The sequence below is a fragment of the Myxococcales bacterium genome, assembly GCA_022563535.1.
In the GTDB taxonomy this organism is placed as follows: Bacteria; Myxococcota_A; UBA9160; order UBA9160; family UBA4427; genus DUBZ01.
Genome location: JADFNE010000037.1, coordinates 1 through 19,963, shown reverse-complemented (window position 1 = coordinate 19,963; position 19,963 = coordinate 1). Strand labels below are relative to the sequence as shown.

Below are 19,963 nucleotides of genomic sequence, written 5' to 3'. Positions count from 1 at the left end.
TTTGTGTCGAGTTTCTTATCTCCCAAGGGGGATACGCGATCAATCGAGGTAGCCGAGTGCGCGCAGGCGCCGCCGATCCTCCTCGCTCATTTGCGGAGCGAGTTGGCGACGGGTAGCAAGCGTCTCGCTCAGCTCGGTAATGCGATCGCGATGCTCCTGAACCACCTTCGGATGCTCCGCGGCCACGTCTTGCAACTCCTGCGGATCGCTCTCCAGATCGAACAGATGGAGCGTTTCCGACCCGCGTGGCCATACGCTCTTCCAGTGCCCGTAGCGATAGGTCTGATAGTGGGCCTCGGTGACGAGCAGCTCCTGGTCGCGAAGCTCAGACGCGGCCTCGTGCGGGACCCCGATCATTTCCATCACCAAGCTCAGCAGATCCTCAGAACGTACGAGACGGTCGCTGTCATCGAAATGTGCTGGCGAAATGATCAGCGGAACGCGCAACACCGATTCGAAGGATGGATTGCCCATGTGGGCTGGCCGGCCGGGCAATGCGTGTTTCTCGCCAAGTGCCTCGCCGTGATCCGATGTGAAGATGATGGTCGCGTCCTCGAGCAGCCCCTGTCGCTCGAGCTCTGCGAGCAATTTCCCGAGCGACCGGTCGAGGGCTTCCACCGACCGACCGTAGTCACGTCGCTGGCCCTTCGCACCCTGCTGCCAGTCGTGTACGTCGACGTAATGCAGGTATAGAAAGAACTTGTCCCGCTCGCGACGGGTCAGCGCTTTCAGGGCTGCGCGGTTTACGAAATCGGCGGGTCGGGTGCCAGCGCCGGTGCGTTTCGCGGCCTCGGTTTCGACCGGCTGGTTCCCACTCACTTCGACCCATTGATCGAAGCCCTGCTCGAAACCATAAGGTGCGAAGAGCAAGCGGTTCGAGACGACACCGATGGTCCAGTATCCAGCAGCCTGCAGCTTCTCGGCCAGGGTTTCCAACGCGCTGGGCACACAAGCCGTGTCGTGAGGAGGCTTTGCAAATCGCGCCATTCCGCAGAAGGAATTCCCATTCCATGGGAGGCTCCTCTCTCGCGATCCGCTCTCGAGACTCGGTGTTCGGCCGGTGAAGAGCGCGGCCATCGACATCGTCGTTTGATGGTAGGAGGCGACCGCGTTGCGAAAGACTTGTCCCTCCGCAGCCAAGCGTCCGATCGTCGGGGTCAGGACCTCACTTCCGTAGGGGGTGAGGAAGTCCGGCCGCAGCGTGTCGATGACGATCAGGATGATGCGCTCGGGCGGCTCGGGGCCGCTTCTCTGACAGGCCCCGATCGCCAGAACAACCCCCAAGCAGCAGTACAACAGGTGAGCGTCTCCGGCGATCCGATCCCGACGATGAGAGGAATCCCACGGACCTCGACCGAGAGATTCGGATCGCGAATTTCGTGTGAATCATCATTCCCCCAGCCCAATACTCTCCACGATCTCGAACAACTGGTGCTTGCGATCCTGGGCCCACGTGTACAGGGCCAGTCGATTGATTCTCACCACCGGGCGTCCGAGGTCCAGCCCCTCCGCCCAGCTGATCGCATTTTTGCGTTCCTGCTTCGATGCCTTGCGGCCGATGCGCGCCAGGGTGACGTGAGCCAGGGGTGGTCGTTGGTCCGGAGGCGCCCCGGCGGCCGCCAGCATGGCGTCACGCACGCTGGCGATGGCGTCTTCGAGCAGCCCGGGTTCGGCCTGGATCATGGCGCTGAGAGCGGAGGCGCGGCGGGGGTTGCCCATGGGCCGGACATCTCCCAGGGTGGCGGGGATGGGGCCGGTGGGCCAGTTCTGCGCCAGCTCGAAGGCGGCTCTCGCTTGCTCGGCCTCCACGCGTCCCAAGAACGCAACGGTTGCGTGAAGGTCCTCGGCGGCGAAGGGCCGCACGCAGGCAGGGGGATCGGGAAGGGTCTGGAACCAGTGGTCGGAGGGGATCGGCAAGCCGATGAACCAATTCGCCATGGCGGAAGAGTAGGGAATGCTCGTGCGGGCCGATATCAGGTCGGGTCTCACCTATTCTAGTGCCATCAATAATGCTCCGTACCCAGCTATTTCGGACTGGACTGCGCGCACCGGAATCGCGCGCTTCGACAACCCAAGGGACCCCCCATGACCAGTAATTCAGAACCCAGTATTTTGGATCGCTTTCGACTCGACGACAAAGTCGCCATCGTTACGGGCTCTGGCCGCGGCATCGGTGCCGGCACGGCAATTGCCTTTGCGGATGCCGGTTGTGACGTCGTGGTTTCCGCCCGAACGGTCTCTCAACTCGAAGAGACCGCGGAGAAGATTCGCGCCCGGGGGCAACGGGCATTGGTGGTTGAATGCGATGTACTCGACCCGGCGCAGCGCGCACACCTCGTGAACCGCACCATCGATGAATTCGGTCGCCTCGACATTCTCGTGAACAACGCCGGGGGCTGGCCTCCCAAGCCCACCCTCGATACCAGCGAGGACGAGTTTGACGCCTGCTTCCGCTTCAACGTCACGACTACTCTTGCAATGACCCGACTGGCCGTACCCCTGATGGCGAAGACAGCGGGCAGCGGTGCGATTGTCAACATCTCGTCGGTAGCGGGACGCTTCAACGCCAGGGGCTTCGCCGCCTATGGGACCGCCAAGGCAGCCCTCACCTTCTTGACCCGCAACCTCGCGCAAGATTTCGCGCCGAAGATTCGGGTGAACGGAATCGCAGTAGGCGCGATCCTCACCGAGGCGTTGGCAGGATTCATGACCGACGACCTCGAGAAGCAGATGCTCGCCAAGACGCCGATGGCGCGTCTGGGACAGGTAGAGGACATCGCTGCTTGTGCCTTGTTCCTGGCCTCACCCGCGGCCAGCTATGTCACCGGCGAAATCTACGGGGTCAACGGTGGACTCACCCAGATCCAGGTCGAGATGCCGCCGGTCGATCTCTAGGCGCGATTCGCACGCAGATTCAACAGAGTCGACCAATCTCGGTGTCTCCAAGAATTCTTACGATGATTGCATGGAGGGAGAAACAGCATGGGCTATCGCGTCATTCAGTGGGCAACCGGCGGAGTGGGACGTGCCTCGATAGAAGGCATTCGCTCTCACCCCGAACTCGAACTCGTGGGTTGTTGGGTACACAGCGACGACAAGGTCGGCAAAGACGTTGGCGAACTCTGCAACATGGATCCCATCGGCATTACCGCCACCCATGACGCAGACGCGCTTCTGGCCCTCGACGCGGACTGCGTCATGTACTGCCCGATTGTGGCGAATCGAAAAGAGATCATTCGCATTCTCGAATCGGGCAAGAATGTCGTCACCCCGCTTGGTTACTTCTATCCGGGCAAGCGAGACGTTGCTGACCTTCAGGCCGCTTGCATCGCCGGCGGCGCAACACTCCATGGAACCGGCATTCACCCCGGCGGTATCACCGAGCGCTTTCCGCTCATGGTTTCGGCACTGTCGCGCAACATCACCCACATTCGCGCCGAAGAGTTCTCCGACATTCGAAGCTACGATGCTCCTTTTGTCGTCGGTGAGATCATGGGCTTTGGAAAGACCCCGGAAGATGCAGCCAAGAGCCCGATGCTCGACGTGTTGGGAGGCGGCTTTCTGGAATCCGTCGACATGATCGCGGACGCATTGGGCTTCGACCTCGATGAACAAAAGCGCACGAACCACGAGGTCGCGGTCGCCACGGTGCCGATCGATTCACCGATCGGCATCATCGAGCCCGGCCTGGTCGCGGCCCAACGATTTACCTGGGAGGCCAGCGTGCGCGGCAAAGTCGTGATCTCGGTCATCACCAACTGGTTCATGGGCGAAGAAGGCCTTGACCCGGCCTGGACCTTTGGACCCGAGGGCGAGCGTTTTGAAGTTGAGGTCACCGGGGATCCCACTTCCAAGGTCACCTTTCACGGTTGGCATCCCGAGTCAGTCGAGGCGGGGCTGAAGCGCAATCCCGGTATCGTCGCCACTGCGATCCACGTCGTGAGCGCAATCCCATATGTTTGTCAGGCAGACCCTGGGATCAAGACTTATCTCGATCTGCCGTTGGTCGCGGGTCGCGCAGCACCGGAGCACCGGCGATGAGCGCACCTGTCAGACCACTCTGCGCTGGCGACATCGGTCAAGTCGTCGGCGCGGCTCCAGCACGCTCCGGAATTGGGCAGAACGCTCCGTCTGAAAAGCCCTGTGCCGCGACATCGAACCCGCGGTTGAAGCGTGCGCGGAAGTTTTCCCAGGCGATACCGGTGGTGAGTTCGACCAGTTCCACTTCGTCGAGGCTCATTCGCAACGAAGCCACCAGCTCGTCCGTTGCAACCGCCGGGGTTTGGGTCAAGGCAACCGCGTAGTCGAGTACCAGTGTCTGTAGTTCGTCAAACGCATCACTTTCCCGATAACTCGCCAGCTCGGCAATCTGCCTTTCGCTGACTCCGTCTTCTCTGCCGACGGCAGAGCCGATGTCCAGTCAGAACAAACATCCCACCATCGATGCAACCTTGAGTTGGCACAGATCTCTGAGCACCGGGTCGAGGTTCTTGGCCTTGGCCCAAGCGAGTTCAAACAGGATGTCTGCAAACATGACCGGCTTTGAGTGGGCCATGAGGCGCAGCGGATCGGGTACGACGCCCAACTTTTTCGCCGCACCCCTGAAGACCTGGCGGGTAACCAGGCCAGCTTCTGAATCGCCAACGCCTTCAAGCCTCGCCACGGGAATCTCCTTTGCAATCCTTCTTGCGGTCCACTTGCTGTGGTCTCATCAATAGCCCACCACGGCGTTCGCCACGCTGCGGGGCTCCGGTGAGAGGGAATAAACGTTCCGCTCGTAGTCGCGATTGTAGGGCGAAATATTCAGGGTCTCTCCGTTGACGACAAGCGTCGCGCTGCCACCGGGATCAAATCCCATCGCGCTCCGCATGCCCTGCTCGAGCAGGATCTCCGCCATTTCGATGTGGGTCGCACCGACTGACTCGCGAATGCGGCCGTTCACCGCAAGAACAACCAGAGTGCCCTGGTCGTCGAGCCCGATCGCAATTTTTGGCCCGCGCATGTCGAGGTAGTCGATGCGAGCGGCTTGGGACTGAATGGAGGTTCGCGTCTTCCATCCCTCCCGTTCCATGTCGACCGCGATCTTGCCCTCGGCGAGCAGCAGGGGTCCAGCCTCCACCGCATTCCCGATGCCCGTGAGTCCAACGATCTCGATTGCGAGAGCCCGTCCAACCTTCCAGCTGTTCGGAACACTCTTTGCCGAGAACGAAACCACCAGGCCAACCGGGAGCACTGGCGGATGTTCACCCGACTTCGTATTCACGATTTCCATGATTCGATTGCCTACCAGTCGTACGAGCGATCGGCCGTCTCCGGGCAGTGTCGGTGCATCGTAGAAGAGGTCGTAGAAGCACGGATCAGATCCGGGCTTGGCGAGATTGCGAGTTTCTGGGCCGAGTTCGATGGTGGTTCGTCCGGCTCGCAGGGTCAGCCCTTGTTTGCAACTCACGCGACGAATCGAGAGTGTTCGATCTTCTCCGACCAGAAACGCAGGCTTTTCGAACAGCGGTGGACTCAGCAGCCGCTGCTGCGAAATGATCAATCCCAGGGGAGAGCCGATGTAACTCTCGGGGAGACCGAGCTTTCCCACCAGCTCTGCGTTCAGGATGTAGCCGCCATTCCACGCGATTTGTGCGCGGCGGTCAGCAGACTTATCAAAGCGACGCACGAATTCGGGCACGGTCTGGTTGCCCTTGTTGGAAGAGAGAATCTCGTACTGGAGCGCCCTGCGAGAGGGCGGGACTCGCGCGATCACGCCCGACCACGGACAGCCATCGCTGTACACGCCGTTCAGTGCATGGGCTTCCACCCGCCCCGGTTGAGAACCCTTCACGGTCGCGAGACGTTCGATGAGGTCTTCAACCCGCGAACCGCAAGTGATCGCGTCCTCGCAGAGTGCCTTTCGCAGCGCGGAGTCACCAAGGCGCTTGCGTAGTCGCGCATATCGCCCGGTGTGTAGCGTTTCGCTGAGACTCTTTGCGGTCTGCACTGGTGTCGGATACGCGAGCGTAGAACGGACACCCGCAGGTGACCATTGTACATAGCCCGCGCCCAGCGCGATGCCGAGAATGTTCGCCGTCGTCGGATCTGTGGCGCAACCGATGTGAAAACGGTCCAGTGTTGCGGCATCGGTGGTCATCGCCGCCTCTGGACAGAGCGCGACGATGAAGCCTCCCGCTGCGCGAATCTCATCGAGTACCCGAGTTGCTTCGTCACCGAGTTGACGGAAGTCGATTCCTACGGACATCTGCTCGCTGGCGATGACGCGACAGACTCCAGTGTCGTAGAGCAGCTTGAGTTCCCAGTCCGCCCGCTCCACCAAATACTTCTCGAGCGTCTCGGCGCTGACCCCCCCAGGCAGTGGGTCCCGTCTTTCGATTATCGTGATCGGTGCAAGGCGCCTGATTCGAGCGAGAAACTCCGCCGGAAGTTCGTCATGGGTTCCAAGGCCTAGCCGCATGCGCGCCGTCTGGAGCACAAAGACCTCGAGTTCGTGCTCCGTCAATGCTCCGGGGAAGATTGCAACCGGAACGTCCTCGCGGAGGCGCTCGTTGAGAAAGTCCCGGTCGTCGATTTCGGGAATCCCGCCGCCGAAGCACCGCGCCACCATTGCGGGCCAATCCGCTACTTGGTGCGAAGTATCGTACGCAACCTCGACCGATGGAATCGGACCGAACGCCTCCCGGTGGATCGAGATAATGACACCAGTAAGTTCCTGGGGGGTCAGCTCGCGATAGGGATGATGACGGCGACTCCGGTGTCGGTACGCAAGGGAGTGATCGACCTGAATCGGAATCTCGCCAGCTTGAACCCAGAAGAGACTGTCTATGGCGTTGTAGAAGTCCGCACAATCCCCGAGGTCCAGGTCGTCTGCCCCAGGCGTCTCGCGCATCAGCCTCTTCGCAAACTCGAAAGCCATTCCGCGCATGCGCTGTTCCTCGATTCGGAAATAGCTGGGGTCGATCAGCGACTTCAGCATCAGCATGAGGCCCATGCGACCGAAGCCGGGCAGATACGTGCGTTGCCGAGTCTCGAGCAAGGCGTCGAGTTCTGGACTTTTCACGGCGACTCGCTCGGCGAACCGCTCCATCGCATTGCCCGCACACTTCATCCAGCGCTTGGGTTTCTGAATTTGAAGGTGGAGCTTTTCAAGTATCTGTCCAAAATCCAGAGTCAGAGCGGCGAGACTGAATCGGCGCTCGACGACCCGACGATTGTGACTGCGCATATCCTCTGGACGATCGGGAGATAACAATTGCTCACAGAGCCTCTCGACCATGGCGTCCTTGAACTTGGTACCTCGAAAGATGATGACGTCGAGGCGATCCTCGCGAGCAAGGGTTTCACCGATCACCGCTGCGAAGACCTCGGCGGGTTCGTAGTGATGGGTCAGAATCGGAACACCACACGCCGCGGACTCGATGATGGGCAAGCCTCGTCCTTCGGTCTTGCTCGGCAACACGACAAGGGAGGAGATGTTGTAGAGCTCAGGCATCTCAATCGGATCCGATTGTTGGGCGCGAAATTCCGCATGATCGAATTCACTGAAGAGGAAAGCGAGATAGACCCGGCCTTGTACCGCCTTCGGAAGCCGAACAACGAACTTCGAGAACTCGCCGACTAATCGTTCCAGATAGGCATCTTGGCCCTGAGCCACGGGGCCACTGACCAGGAGTGTGAGCTTCTTCTCGGGATGATCGAGAAAGGCGTTCAGGAAGCGTGAGATTCCGAATAGCTTTTCGATGAGCTTGAGGCTCACCTCGATCCGTTTGCGTGAGATGATACGGGTGGGTTGAAGGAGAACTGTGTTCGCGTTTGCAAAGTCTACGTTCGCTTGCTTGGTCCCGGCAATCAGCATCGGACGGCGAATATCCGCCGCAAGCCGTCCCTCTTTGATGACATCGGCAACCGCATGGGCGGGAAGCCTTACGCGACCGTCACTCAGGATATCCGCGACCTGCTTCCACGCATCCTTGGTGCGGCGCCGGTCGAGTATTCTAAAGTGCTGGGTGTCGATTGCGGTTCCGATCTCAACGAGGTTCGCGGGATTGTGACCAAAGCGTTTGCACAGTACGTCGACCTGGGTCGCGTTGATGCACGCCGATACCCAGCTGCGCGACTCCCACGGGTAGAGCATCTCGATCACCGAGAAAAACTCCCCCACATGTGAGTTGGTGAAAAAGTGATCGCGTGGGCCGCGGGAGGTCCCTGCGACTTCGCGCGCAACCGCGCTTTCACCGTCCTCCCAGTAGAAGTCGTGACAATTATTGACGACGGGAATCCCCAGGTATTCAGAGACGAGGACCGTCGCCAGGCCAAGGCTGACGTTTCCGGGGTTGGAATTCGTGTTCACCAGATAGAGGAGGCGGATGTCATGTTCTTCGATGATCGCACCCAGCTGCTCACAGATGCTCAACACCTCGGACCAGATCCTTCCGATCAACTCGTTGTAGAGCGGCCCGCCTCGGTCAAGTTTTTGCGAGAAGAAGTGGCGATAACTCGGCCAATCATTGAATCCCTGAATGATTGGAAGGATGTGCCAGGTATCTTCGGGGTTGATGACGTGGTCCGAAAACTCTTCGAAGTGACCTGCGATGTAGTGAATCCTGGGATTTCCGAGAAACAGCCGCAGCGCTTCTGCGTACTTCGCAATCTCCATCGAGACGCCGTCGATCCCGATATCGAATGTAATGAAGGCAATACCGGTCGCGACGTTTCGCTCGAAGGCAGGCAGATCCGCGCTGGGCTGGCACGCGGGACTCGGTCGGTTCTCTCGCAGGCGATCCAGAAATAGACACAGGTCGAACCAGGTCGTGACATTTTCTTCGCGCAGCGAGTCGAGCATCTCATCGCTGCGCGGGTGTCGCTGCTGGCCCAATTCGCCCCCTAAGACTCACGCTGTTGCGGATCACCGGACGCGGGCAAAATTGCGCTATTTCAGAATGAGAACAGCTCCTCGAGCTTGTCCTGGAGTACCTCGTAGGAAAAATGCTCGCGACCAAGTCGGAAGTTATGCTCGGTGATCTCCTTGCGCAACTCGGGGTTGTGGAGAATTTCATCGACTTCTTCGAGCACCTCGTCGGTGAGCTGGTTGTTCTCGAGCATCACGCACTTGAACCCCTTGCTCCCAATGTCCGGCCAAAAGACCGGCTTGTAGTTGTTCACAAAAACAGGACGCTTCGCGAGGATCGTCTCGATAAATGCGTTGCCGAACCCCTCGTAGGTACTGAAGTAGGTGCACGCAAGGCTGCTCGCGTACGCGTCGGAAAGGGAGTAGATCTTGCGGCCGTCGGGAAGACGGTCGCGGTCGGACAAAATACGGTGATAAGCGAAACGAACGCGATCGCCGAGTCCCTGTTGGGCGATCTGGTCGACAAGGCGCTTGAAGTATCCCTTGCGTTCGTCGTCCGCAGCGCTGCCCGTGATGACGAGCTTGATGCGCGGGTCGTCGAGTTGCCCGATCAGATCAATCGCGACCTCAATTCCCTTCCGCTCGACGATTCGCGTGATCTGGAAGACCGGAATGTCGTTGTGGTCGAAGCCGATCTCTTTGAGGAGATCGCGGTTGTATTCGTCCGTTACCCCAAATGGTCGCTTGAAATCCATTACGTTCGGAACCACGTGGGCATTGATGTCGAAGCGTTGCTTGAGTTCCTGCTGGGCCGCGGAGTTGATTACTGCGTGGCGGATCTGGGGATCCGAACGCAGCGGAAAGGTGTCGTGGACCAGACTTGTAATCTCTTGGAACGGCGAATCGTATCGGGAGCCGCGCTCCCACGCGTAGTCGTGATCGTGGGTCACCACCGGGATGTCCATGGAGTCGACCGCAAGCTTGATCCCGAGTCCCATCGAGAGGTGGCAGGGAAGCGCCGACGCGTTTTCGGAAAGTAGTACGTCGATCTTGTTGCGCAGTGCCCAGGCAAAGATCTCCGTCGCGATGTTATGGCCGTTGCTCTCTACCGTAGTGAGGAGTTCATCGGGATCGTCGGGGGGGAAGAAGAACGCGCGGTTCTGTTCCCACTCGCATTCGGGCGAGAAGAACGACAGGATCGGGAGGTGGGTCTCGCGTTCGAGTGGGACCGGGTGGCCCTTGAAACGCCCAGACAGGATGAAGACCTGGTGCCCCAGCCGCTCGAGCACCTGTATCCATTTTTCGGCTTCGAGCGCGACCCCATCAACGTCACCGATCCGACCAATGATCATTCCGATATTCACTATGTCCCGGCCTTGCTCGTGATGGGCCACCTTCGTGGCCTCGAGCATTGGATAGAGATCGGCTGGGGGGGGAATTTCCATGAGTGTGTCGCAAATTTGCGCCAATGGCTTGATCCCCCGTGGGGCTGATCGATATTTTTTCTGGGGGTCGCTTCCAGGGGGACTCGACCGTTCCGAGCCGCCATCAAATTCAGCCGCCCAGAGCGTGACTTACAGGGCGGCTTCCCCAAATTGGGTTCCCAGGAAGTCGGGAAACGAGACCGCGCTCATTGGCCTCAGGATTCGCGCTCACATCCTGAACTGCGGTAGAAAATGCACCGCCAGAAGGATTCCCACGGCGCCAACAGGAATGAAGATGAGCGCAACCGAGGCCGACCTCCAGCCGTGATAGCGAACGAGGCAGAACAGGGAATTTGCAATGAGGACGACCCCAGCAATCGGGGCAAGCAAAACCAAGCCGAGAAAGTGGTACACGTCGCCGTCAGCCACACCGTTCCAGTAAACCAAAGCCCCGGCAACGAGAGCGCTGCATACGAGTCGACAAACGAGTGTAAGATTGCCTGCTCTCCGGCTCACGCCAACCTCCAACGATGGATCCATGGAGAATAGGCAATTCAAGCCGCAATTTTGCAAAACAAGCCACCGGCGCGCAAATAGCACGCTGGCTCGTGGACCAATCCGTTGGCCATCGCCAATCCGAGCCGACATGGTTATTGTGCTGATTCGATTGCGACGAATGAAGTCGATCTCGATCAGCCCACGCGATTCCACATCAGTCCAGACGAGGAAACCAGTCCATGGCAGGGCCTCTTGGTCACATCCGAGTGCTCGAGCTGAGTCGCATCCTCGCTGGGCCGTGGGCCTCGCAGACCCTCGCGGACCTGGGCGCTTCCGTGATCAAGGTCGAGCGACCGGGAGTCGGCGACGATACCCGCAGCTGGGGGCCGCCCTTCGTCAAAAGAGGTGAGCAAGGCGATGGGGCGGGTACCACAGACGCCGCCTACTTCCTGTGTACAAATCGTGGCAAACGCTCCATCACCGTGGACTTCACAAAGCCCGAGGGCCAGGAGATCGTGAACCAACTCGCCCAATCGAGCGACGTGCTGATCGAAAATTTCAAGCCGGGGGGGCTCGAGCGCTACGGGCTCGACTACGAATCCCTCAAGAAGTTGAACCACAGGCTCGTCTATTGCTCCATCACGGGTTTTGGACAAACGGGCCCGTACCACAACCGCCCGGGATACGACTTCTTGATCCAGGGAATGGGAGGCCTCATGAGCGTAACGGGCCAGCCCGACGACGAACCCGGGGGCGAGCCCATGAAAGTCGGACTCGCGGTAGCGGATCTCTTCACAGGTCTCTATGCGGTCATCGCAATTCAAGGCGCCCTCGCCCACGTCGAACTCAAGGGCGAAGGGCAATACATCGACCTTGCGCTTCTCGACGTGCAGCTGGCGGTGATGGCCAACCAAGCTTCGAATTATCTCGCCACGGGCACGCCGCCCGGGCGACTTGGCAATGCACATCCGAACATCGTTCCCTACCACGCCTTCGCGACGAGCGATGGCTTTGTCATACTCGCCGTGGGAAACGATGCCCAGTTCGCCCGCTTCTGCGAAGTGGCGGGGCAACCAGAGTTGGCGACGGACGAGCGCTATGTAACCAATTCGTTGAGGGTCAAGAATCGCGAGGAACTGCTCCCCGTCTTGCAGACGATTTTTTGTGACAGGTCTTCGCTTCAGTGGATTGGTGATTTGGAAGCCGTGGGCGTTCCTTGCGGGCCAATCAATTCGATGGGTGCTGTTTTCGACGACCCCCAGATCCGGAGCCGAGGCATGCAAATCGAAATCGAAGACGATGTGACAGGCACGACCCCCGGCGTCGCCTCGCCGATCAAGTATTCAAAAACCCCTCTCAGCCACACCCAGGCGCCACCGAGCCTCGGCCAGCATACCGACGAGATCCTGCGTGAAGTGCACGGTTACACCCAGGCGGAAATCGATGGGCTGCGTACCAAAGGTGTCATATGACGGCTACCTCGAGAATCCTGCCGCCGGTTCGATCGGACCATGCTGCCCATCCGTAGTATTGCTGCCATGTCCACTTTCGGCGGTCCGACTCTTCTTTTTCTTTCCGGCAGGTTCGTCTGGGTTGTCGTGCTCCGGCCGCCACTCAAACTCCTCGACGCTCAAGAAGTACACGCCAGCACTGTCTAAGTCCGTCGCCATCCCGTTAGTGTAGCTCTCGCACCGACGGGTCCAGGTCGCCGGGCTTAGCTGAACCAGGCATGACTTCCACTAGGCAGGCGCACCCCCTATCATCGAGAACACGAGCACGAGCAGGATCGCCTGCACGATCCAGCCGATCACGCAAACGCCGACCGCGCGGGGGGTGCTTTCGTAGTCCAGGGCCTGCCGCACCGCGATCACCATCGCGATCAGCATCCAAATACTCGCCACTGTGAACACGATCTGGGTGAAACCAGGCACGATCCCGAGCACCCGAATCAGACCCGGCGCACTCGCAAAGCCGAGGGTCCGCAGCAGTTCCCCCAGGTCGGCGCGAGTGCCTGGCTCGGGCAGGAGTCGCGTTCCGATCATGTAGGTAAGGAAAGCCCAGATATACCAGCTGACGAGCGCCGCAACGCTGAGCACCACGATCCCGCCGATGCCCCCCTGCGAAAAATTGCCAATTCCCGCCGCCACGGCCGAGAGGATCACGACGGCCCTCGCCTGCCCCATGGCCCCTTGATCCGCCTCCACCTCCTCGTAGAGCTGGGCATCCAGCTTGGCGGCGCGGATCATACGATCTTGAATACTGGGCACAGCTCTCTCTCCTTACAACGGGTGTGAATAGTAACGACCGGACGATCGAGCGATATCGTTATCGCCCCTCCAATGTCTTGTGAGATCCATCGCAGATTGGTGCGCTCTTCGAATGCTTACAGCAGCAGAAAAAGACTGCTGTCGCCTCCTCTGCCTCGTATTTGATCGGCGTAAATTCCGTGCCCTTGTGAGAGCCGTCGCAGAATGGCTGTTTCTGGCTTCTTCCACACGCGCACCAGAAGTAAACCTTACCCGCTTCAACATCGATTGAGATTGGCGCTCTTTGAGCAATCACGGGAGTCTTCATATTTGTTAGCTCCTATTTTGTGGTTCGATCGGTCGAACCCCCCGAGCCTTCAAAGGTTGTTGGCAAACAGTACAGCGACGACTTGGACCACGCTAGAACTTAATGCGCACGAGTGGCGTAACACGGAGCGTCCATGCTTCGTGGTCATCCGGGCCCGAGGGTCCGATCTGATTTTCCGCAGCAGCGAAGAGATCCTCGGGGCGATAAACGACGCCGTCCTTGATGACCAGATGGATGTCTCGCGCCGCCGTGATCTCTGCCAATGGATTGCCGTTTGCGACAAATAGATCCGCAAGCTTGCCGACCTCGATGGAGCCGAGCCGGTCGTCCACGCCGAGAGCCCGGGCTCCATTGATCGTCGCAGCTTTCAGGACTGCGACCGGAGGCATGCCGGCCCAGACCATCGCCAAAAGTTCCCGGTGATAGGCAAACGCCGGGAGCAATAGGTTGTAGACCGGCTCATCGGTTCCCACCAGCATGAGCGGGCCGCCGCCGGCGTCGTAGAAGGCTTTGAATTCGACGACACGTTGCGGAAAATCCGAAGACTGACCCGTTTCAAAACTGGGGTCGGCGGCGACGCGTTTTTTCAAGAGTTTGCGGGTATACGGGGTGAAGAAGCGCCCCTCATCCGTCCATACCATGTCGAGAGCGGGATCGTTGCGAAGTTTTCCTTCGCCGTACATCTGCAAATTGGCGTCGAAGTAGACCCCGTGGTCTAAAAAGAGGGCAATCATTTCCGACAGTTCGGACTTCTCTTCGCCCCCTTCTTCCAGCGTGATCCAGTGCTCGAGGCGGTCGATCTTCATCGCGATCGCGTCTCGGGCGTGGACGTCGTAGACGTCTTTGTAATTTGCCAAGTGGCCCGTGGCCGTCATGCCATTTTTGTGCGCTTGGTCGATCAGGATGCGCGTCTCCTCCGGAGTCGACTGCTTGATCTTGATACTCGTGACCCCCCGTTTGGCCCAATAGTCCACCTCCCGGCGAATCTCCGCTTCGGTGATGTCATTGGGCCAAGCTTTACAATCATCCGCCGCGGTCTCGATCTGATACTCGCAACGAAAGGCACCGAAATAGGGGCCCGAATTGAAAATCCGTGTACCGACCTCTTCGCCACGATCGATGCGACTGCGGGCTGCGATTACACGCTCGGGATAGAATTCGCCCGCGGACCAGGTCGCAGTCACGCCATTGGCGAGAAACAACATCGCATTGTTGCGCATCTCTTCTGCGCGGCCGGCGTCAACCAGGTCCAGGTTATAGTGGGCGTGTAAGTCGAACATCCCGGGCAAGATGGTTGCGTCGTCGTCCAGGTCGATCACCCGCGCCTTGGGGAATTTGCGCCCCTTCAAATCGGCGCCAACCTCGGAAAATTTTCCGTCACGAATCACGATCCCGGTATTGCGTATGCGCGCATCCGCGATCCCGTCAAAGAGCCATCCACCCCGCAGCACCACCACTTCGGCAGAGGGCTCGGCCCCCTGCGCATCCGAAGTAGCGGCAAGCAGCATCGACACGCAAGCCGTAAACATGATGAACTGAAACTTCATGGCGAACCTCACCTACCGCTTGGCCTTCGGCTGAACCTTGGCTCGAGTCTTTGAGTCCCCAGCGACCATCAGCGCGTGCTCCGCCAGGAACCGACCAAGAGCGTCTGCGGGTTCCCCCGTGAAATGCACGTCCCTGCCCGCCCACCATTGGGTATAGAGGCCGCCTTCATTGTTCTTCACGAACTGCCATTGGTCGCAGATGGAAATCTCCGGATGCCGAGCCATTACCTCGGCCGCCCAGAGATTGAGGAATTTTTCCATCACACCTGTTCTACGCCCCGGCGCCCGACCCTCTTCAGTTAGCTCTTTGGCCTCGCCCAGTCCATTCGGGACGGGGCATGTCGTGACCCAAATCAACTTCGCGCCCGTCTTTTTCAGCTCCACGATAATGGCTTCCAAGTTCTCCTGGTACTCACTTTTGGTGATGTCCGAATCCCAATGCCCATGGTTGAAGGAAATCACATCCCATTGACGCCCCTTCTCGCCATACGCTCCCAACCAGCTCATAATATTCGCGCGCCCCCTGGCCGAAGACCCGCAATTGGTTGGCGGATGATGCACGTCGAACTTGCCCTCGAGCGCCGCTCGCAATCCACGGTTGTAGCTTCGCGAAATCGAATCGCCGATGAACAGGTAACGCGGTAAATCAGAATTGTCGGCACCTGCAGAATCGCCGATCGGTGTCGCAATGATGGCGATTAGCGCTAGAACGAGAGTTTGGGAGATTGTTCTTATGTGGGTCATCGCTTCAGTAAATTAGTGCACAAAATTATCGGGGCCCAGCAGGTAGCTCTCTCCATAGGTCCCTACCGGCAGTCGTTCACCAACTACTACGCAATTGTCCCGGTCCGGGACAAATCCTTCCATCTGTGATTAAATTCGGCGATGGAAAACAAATTCAATCTATTTGAAATGGCGCAGGAACAGTGGCGGGCGGCGGCGGATCTCATCGAGCTGGATTCTTCCATCTCGACGATTCTAAGTGAGCCCAAGAACGAGTTGATGGTCCACTTTCCGGTAAAAATGGATAATGGTGAATTTCGACTCTTCAAGGGTTATCGCGTTCAACACAATAATATCCTCGGCCCCTATAAAGGAGGGATGCGCTTCCATCCGAACGTTCATATTGACGAGGTGAAGGCCCTTGCGATGTGGATGACGTTCAAATGTTCATTGGCGGGCATCCCGCTTGGCGGCGCGAAGGGTGGCGTGCAATGCGATCCCAAGGCGCTGAGCGTCGACGAAAAAATGCGCCTCACCCGTCGATTCACCCATGCGTTGGGCGACAACATCGGGCCCGAATACGACATCCCCGCGCCGGATATGGGAACCGATGGCCAGACGATGGTGTGGATGATGGATACCTATCTCAACAGCACCTCGGCCCATGCGCGCTCCAGCATGAGACATGTCGTGACGGGCAAGACCCTAGAATGTGGTGGTTCCGAGGGCCGCGACAAGGCGACGGGGCAAGGCACCGTGTACTGCATTCAAGAGTGGGCGAAGCAGCGGGGCATCGATCTCAGCCAATCGACCTTCGTCGTGCAGGGGATTGGAAACGCGGGGAGTTGGACCGCGGTGCTTCTCGCCAAACTCGGCGCCCGCCTGCTTGCGATCTGCAATAGCCGAACGGCGATCTACAGTGCCGACGGGATCGATGCGGAGGGGGTCAAGCGATGGGCGGATCAGAAGAAGGATCTCGCTGATTTCTCCGGTGTCGAGACCATTGCTCTGGATCAACTCTTCAAGATCAAGGCCGATATTCTGGTTCCCGCTGCACTAGAGGACCAGATCACAGTGGACAATGTGGATAGCATCGATGTGAAGGTAATCGCCGAGGCGGCCAATGGCCCCATGAGGCCCGATGCAGAAAAGGCACTCATCAATCGTGGTGTGGATATCATCCCCGACCTTCTCTGCAACTCAGGCGGTGTGATTGTGTCTTATTTCGAATGGGTTCAGAACAAGAAGAGCGAGCATTGGGAACTCGAAGAGGTGGACGCCAAACTCGCGAAAACGATCCAGCACGCGTTTGGCAACGTGTCGGCCTTTGCCTCTGAATTCAAATGCTCTACGCGCACCGCAGCCTATGGTGTCGCACTTCAGCGGATGCAGGGCGCGTATCGCCAGCGGCAGATATTTCCGTAGTAAAGCGGCTGGGCGCTTGGGCTATCTGGGAACTTCGCCCGTACAAGTGGTTCGGTGCATCTGGCGGCGTTTTCCTGGGTAGTCATTGAGGGCATAGTGTTGCGTGAAGCGGTTGTCCCAGAGGGCCAAAGAGTTTTTTCTCCATCGGAAGCGACAGGTCAGGACTTCTTGTAGGGCATGGCGGTTGAGACCAGCAAGCAGTTCAGTCGCTTCGTCTTCCGGCATGTCCTTGATACCGACTGTGTAGACAGAATTGATGAAGAGGCCCTTCTTGCCGGTCCTCGGGTGAGTTCGGACCAGAGGATGCTGTCTCCGGACCAGTGCTTCGTCCGTGGTCTCGACCTGCATGTTTTCGAGCAGATTTTGCAGGTCCTGCATTCGGGGCGAGTAGGCTCGCTCCCCCGAATGAAGAGCCACCATCGTGCTGAGCTTTTCTCTCATTTCCGGAGGCAGGGTTTCATAGGCGAGGATCATATTGGCCCACAGGGTGTCGCCTCCAAACTCCGGCGTCTCCTTGGCGTGGAGGCAGGTTACATAGGGTGGGCGCTCGAGAAAGCTGAAGTCGGAGTGCCAACCACCGCCAAATACGAATCTGCTCGCCTCATCGGCCTCCTTGATGACTTCGATGACCTCGGGATGGTCTTTCATTGTCTTGATGAAGGGTGTCGGATGGGGTTCGCCAAAGAGGCGGGTGAACTGGCTCTGTTGATCGGGCGTCATGGGTTGATCTCGAAAGAAGATCACCAGATGTTCGTCGAGGGCCATCTGAATCGATTCAAACGATGCGTCAGAGAGGGGTTTGGAAATATCGACACCTTCGATCTCTGCGCCGATGGACCCGGTGATCGGCATGACGTGAATCGAGGGATCAGGCATGGAGAAGATTGACCTTTGATGCGAATAGGGCGATTACGCTAGGACGGTGCCGCGCCCAGAAACTGATCCCGGAGAACGCGTTTGAGGATCTTCCCGGTTGGATTGCGGGGGAGCACTTCGATGAACTCCACGGCCTTGGGCAACTTGAAGGGCGCCAGCTTTCCTTTACAAAAGGCGAGAACCTCTTCGGCAGTGAGCGAATCGTCTTCCTTGACGACGATCGCAAGCGGCGACTCTCCCCATTTGGCCGAAGGCATCCCGATGACCGCCACCTCCTTCACACCCTCCATGGATGCGAGCACGTTTTCGATATCGGCCGGGTAGACGTTCTCGCCCCCCGAAATGATCATGTCCTTGATGCGGTCCTTGATATAGATGAAGCCGTCTTCGTCAATCCTCGCGATATCGCCGGTGTGGAGCCAGCCGTCGATGATCGTTTCCGCGGTGGCATCGGGACGGTTCCAGTAGCCGAGCATCAAATGGGGTGCCCGGATGATGACTTCGCCGGTTTCGTTTGCCGTGACTTCGCCGCCGTCCGGATCGATTACTTTGATATCGGTGTGGAAGAACGCCTTGCCCGTTGAACCCGCGCGCTTGATGGCCTCGTCGGGAGAGATCAAGCACGCCGGCCCGCCGGATTCGGTCAGTCCGTACACCTGGTGGATCTCGATCCCCATCGCCGAGTACTTCTCGATCAAGCTTACGGGGACGGGAGCCGCGCCACTCATGATCCAGCGCAAGTTCGAGATATCGTGTGCCCCTGCGTCGTAAGTGCTCAACATGAAGTTGAGCATCGCGGGCACCGCGAGGGTCACGGTGATTTTCTCCTCGCCGTAGATCTCCCAGATCCGCACGGGATCGAACTCGGCCATGATCGTGACCGCGCCCCCTCGGTGGATCACCGTGAGCAGTGGGTTGAGGGCACCCACGTGAAACAGGGGCAGACAGATGAGATAGCGATCGTCCCACTGGACGTCCGCGGTCACCAGGGCGGTCAACGACGCCCACATGGTCGTGGTGTGGCTATGCATCACGCCCTTGGGCAAACCGGTCGTGCCCGACGTATACAAGATGAAGAGTAAGTCATCGTCGCTTGCGCCGATCCCGGGCTCGTCGGCCGTCGCTCCCGACAGCAAGTCTTCGTAGCCGAATGCAAAGTCCGGGCGATCGGCGGCGTCGCCGACGTGTATCCAACTCTTGACCTGGGTTCCCTCCTCGCCGCGGGACTGCAGTTCTGCCACCACGTCGGCGAAGGCCGTACCGAAGATCAGGGTCTCGGCACCCGAGTCGGTCAGGATGAAGGAGAGCTCGTCGGCGACCAACCGCCAGTTCAAGGCGACGATCACGCCTCCCACCTTCGCGGCGCCAAAGAAGACCTCGACGAACTCGGAACCGTTCATCAGCAGGGTCGCGACCCGGTCGCCGCTCGCGAGACCAGCCCCCACCAGGCCATTCCCCAGCCGGTTGCAGCGCTGGTCGAGCTCGCGGTAGGTCAGTCGCACTCCCTTTGCGACGTCGAAGATGGCTTCCTGGTCGGGCCGAAGCGCGGCACGCTTGGCGACGAACTGTCCGATGTTTACGTTCATCTCAAATACTCCCGAGGTTTGACTCCCTGGCGATAGCGTGACCTGCCCCAGTCCGCCGTACCCCTTCGTATCTTAGTCCAATCAGTTTATTCCCGCGCAAACCCTCGGCCTCCAATCGATTCTCGACTTGACATTGGGGGCCCTGAATGACCACACTGGCGGCGGTGAATGTATGTCGTCAGACTATTTCGGATTGCAGATGGCCTCAGCTAAGAGACGGTTTTCGGTTTCTGCCTAGGCTGCCTTCCCAGCTCGGTACAGCCGCCTTCGCTCTTGCATCGTACGTCGTTTGATCCTCCCGCGCTTCGAGAGGATCGCGTATCGCCGGCCGAAGTACGCATCTGCCGGCGTCACATTATCGAGAGCTTCGTGGTAGCGCTCGTTGTTGTAGTAAGCCACGAAGTCCCGCAGCGCTGCCTCCAGCTCCCACGGGAAGTAGTAGTTCTCTAGCTTCACCAC

At 58.9% G+C, this 19,963-nt stretch carries 17 protein-coding genes; 4 read left to right on the top strand and 13 right to left on the bottom strand.

The features are described 5' to 3' along the window. Positions 1-39: 39 nt before the first annotated feature. Positions 40-1,284 carry a sulfatase gene (locus IH881_12550; protein MCH7868516.1) on the bottom strand — a complete coding sequence of 415 codons (1,245 nt, stop codon included), beginning with the start codon at positions 1,282-1,284 and terminating at the stop codon, positions 40-42. Positions 1,285-1,389: 105 nt separating this feature from the next. Then, complete coding sequence (locus tag IH881_12545; protein ID MCH7868515.1) at positions 1,390-1,989, bottom strand: hypothetical protein; 600 nt, start codon at positions 1,987-1,989, stop codon at positions 1,390-1,392. Positions 1,990-2,085: 96 nt separating this feature from the next. On the opposite strand from IH881_12545, the gene IH881_12540 reads away from it, so the two are divergent. Next, the gene (locus tag IH881_12540) at positions 2,086-2,895 is read left to right on the top strand and encodes an SDR family oxidoreductase (protein ID MCH7868514.1); all 810 of its coding nucleotides are present in this window, start codon (positions 2,086-2,088) and stop codon (positions 2,893-2,895) included. 87 nt (positions 2,896-2,982) lie between these two features. Next, positions 2,983-4,041, top strand: a complete 1,059-nt coding sequence (locus tag IH881_12535; protein MCH7868513.1) for a dihydrodipicolinate reductase — start codon at positions 2,983-2,985, stop codon at positions 4,039-4,041. Positions 4,042-4,078: 37 nt separating this feature from the next. Here IH881_12535 and IH881_12530 read toward each other — a convergent pair whose 3' ends face one another. The 4 genes from IH881_12530 to IH881_12515 form a co-directional block, all read right to left on the bottom strand. Continuing rightward, positions 4,079-4,255: a hypothetical protein gene (locus tag IH881_12530; GenBank protein ID MCH7868512.1), complete on the bottom strand. Its 177-nt coding sequence runs from the start codon at positions 4,253-4,255 to the stop codon at positions 4,079-4,081. Between the two features lie 165 nt (positions 4,256-4,420). Beyond that, entirely contained in the window at positions 4,421-4,663 is a 243-nt protein-coding gene (locus tag IH881_12525) for a hypothetical protein (protein ID MCH7868511.1), read from the bottom strand. Between the two features lie 48 nt (positions 4,664-4,711). Then, positions 4,712-8,878 carry a phosphodiester glycosidase family protein gene (locus IH881_12520; protein MCH7868510.1) on the bottom strand — a complete coding sequence of 1,389 codons (4,167 nt, stop codon included), beginning with the start codon at positions 8,876-8,878 and terminating at the stop codon, positions 4,712-4,714. A gap of 59 nt (positions 8,879-8,937) precedes the next feature. After that, complete coding sequence (locus IH881_12515) at positions 8,938-10,296, bottom strand: glycosyltransferase family 4 protein (protein MCH7868509.1); 1,359 nt, start codon at positions 10,294-10,296, stop codon at positions 8,938-8,940. Between the two features lie 716 nt (positions 10,297-11,012). On the opposite strand from IH881_12515, the gene IH881_12510 reads away from it, so the two are divergent. Then, complete coding sequence (locus IH881_12510; GenBank protein ID MCH7868508.1) at positions 11,013-12,245, top strand: CoA transferase; 1,233 nt, start codon at positions 11,013-11,015, stop codon at positions 12,243-12,245. A gap of 267 nt (positions 12,246-12,512) precedes the next feature. Here IH881_12510 and IH881_12505 read toward each other — a convergent pair whose 3' ends face one another. The 4 genes from IH881_12505 to IH881_12490 all read right to left on the bottom strand — a co-directional run bounded on the left by IH881_12505 (position 12,513) and on the right by IH881_12490 (position 15,401). Further along, positions 12,513-13,019: a YIP1 family protein gene (locus tag IH881_12505; GenBank protein ID MCH7868507.1), complete on the bottom strand. Its 507-nt coding sequence runs from the start codon at positions 13,017-13,019 to the stop codon at positions 12,513-12,515. Positions 13,020-13,098: 79 nt separating this feature from the next. After that, complete coding sequence (locus IH881_12500) at positions 13,099-13,347, bottom strand: CDGSH iron-sulfur domain-containing protein (GenBank protein ID MCH7868506.1); 249 nt, start codon at positions 13,345-13,347, stop codon at positions 13,099-13,101. 92 nt (positions 13,348-13,439) lie between these two features. Further along, positions 13,440-14,894, bottom strand: a complete 1,455-nt coding sequence (locus tag IH881_12495) for an amidohydrolase family protein (GenBank protein MCH7868505.1) — start codon at positions 14,892-14,894, stop codon at positions 13,440-13,442. A 12-nt stretch (positions 14,895-14,906) separates the two neighbouring features. Further along, entirely contained in the window at positions 14,907-15,401 is a 495-nt protein-coding gene (locus IH881_12490) for an SGNH/GDSL hydrolase family protein (protein MCH7868504.1), read from the bottom strand. Positions 15,402-15,779: 378 nt separating this feature from the next. Between IH881_12490 and IH881_12485 the strand changes: the two genes are divergently transcribed. After that, positions 15,780-17,042 carry a Glu/Leu/Phe/Val dehydrogenase gene (locus tag IH881_12485; GenBank protein MCH7868503.1) on the top strand — a complete coding sequence of 421 codons (1,263 nt, stop codon included), beginning with the start codon at positions 15,780-15,782 and terminating at the stop codon, positions 17,040-17,042. Positions 17,043-17,063: 21 nt separating this feature from the next. Here the strand turns inward: IH881_12485 and IH881_12480 are convergent, their stop codons facing one another. From IH881_12480 to IH881_12470, 3 genes are all read right to left on the bottom strand, one after another. Then, positions 17,064-17,918, bottom strand: coding sequence for a TauD/TfdA family dioxygenase (locus IH881_12480; GenBank protein ID MCH7868502.1), 855 nt, complete (start codon positions 17,916-17,918; stop codon positions 17,064-17,066). 38 nt (positions 17,919-17,956) lie between these two features. After that, on the bottom strand, positions 17,957-19,504 hold the full coding sequence (locus IH881_12475; GenBank protein MCH7868501.1) for a long-chain-fatty-acid--CoA ligase: 1,548 nt from the start codon (positions 19,502-19,504) through the stop codon (positions 17,957-17,959). A 234-nt stretch (positions 19,505-19,738) separates the two neighbouring features. Then, positions 19,739-19,963: IS3 family transposase (locus tag IH881_12470; protein MCH7868500.1), on the bottom strand; the 225-nt coding region annotated here is incomplete at its 5' end.

Coding starts and splice junctions, on each gene's coding strand:
- IH881_12540 (MCH7868514.1), top strand. CDS start 2,086: ATGACCAGTAATTCAGAACCCAGTATTTTGGATCGCTTTCGACTCGAC.
- IH881_12535 (MCH7868513.1), top strand. CDS start 2,983: ATGGGCTATCGCGTCATTCAGTGGGCAACCGGCGGAGTGGGACGTGCC.
- IH881_12515 (MCH7868509.1), bottom strand. CDS start 10,296: ATGGAAATTCCCCCCCCAGCCGATCTCTATCCAATGCTCGAGGCCACG.
- IH881_12510 (MCH7868508.1), top strand. CDS start 11,013: ATGGCAGGGCCTCTTGGTCACATCCGAGTGCTCGAGCTGAGTCGCATC.
- IH881_12505 (MCH7868507.1), bottom strand. CDS start 13,019: ATGATCCGCGCCGCCAAGCTGGATGCCCAGCTCTACGAGGAGGTGGAG.
- IH881_12500 (MCH7868506.1), bottom strand. CDS start 13,347: ATGAAGACTCCCGTGATTGCTCAAAGAGCGCCAATCTCAATCGATGTT.
- IH881_12495 (MCH7868505.1), bottom strand. CDS start 14,894: ATGAAGTTTCAGTTCATCATGTTTACGGCTTGCGTGTCGATGCTGCTT.
- IH881_12490 (MCH7868504.1), bottom strand. CDS start 15,401: ATGAGCTGGTTGGGAGCGTATGGCGAGAAGGGGCGTCAATGGGATGTG.
- IH881_12485 (MCH7868503.1), top strand. CDS start 15,780: ATGGAAAACAAATTCAATCTATTTGAAATGGCGCAGGAACAGTGGCGG.
- IH881_12480 (MCH7868502.1), bottom strand. CDS start 17,918: ATGCCTGATCCCTCGATTCACGTCATGCCGATCACCGGGTCCATCGGC.
- IH881_12475 (MCH7868501.1), bottom strand. CDS start 19,504: ATGAACGTAAACATCGGACAGTTCGTCGCCAAGCGTGCCGCGCTTCGG.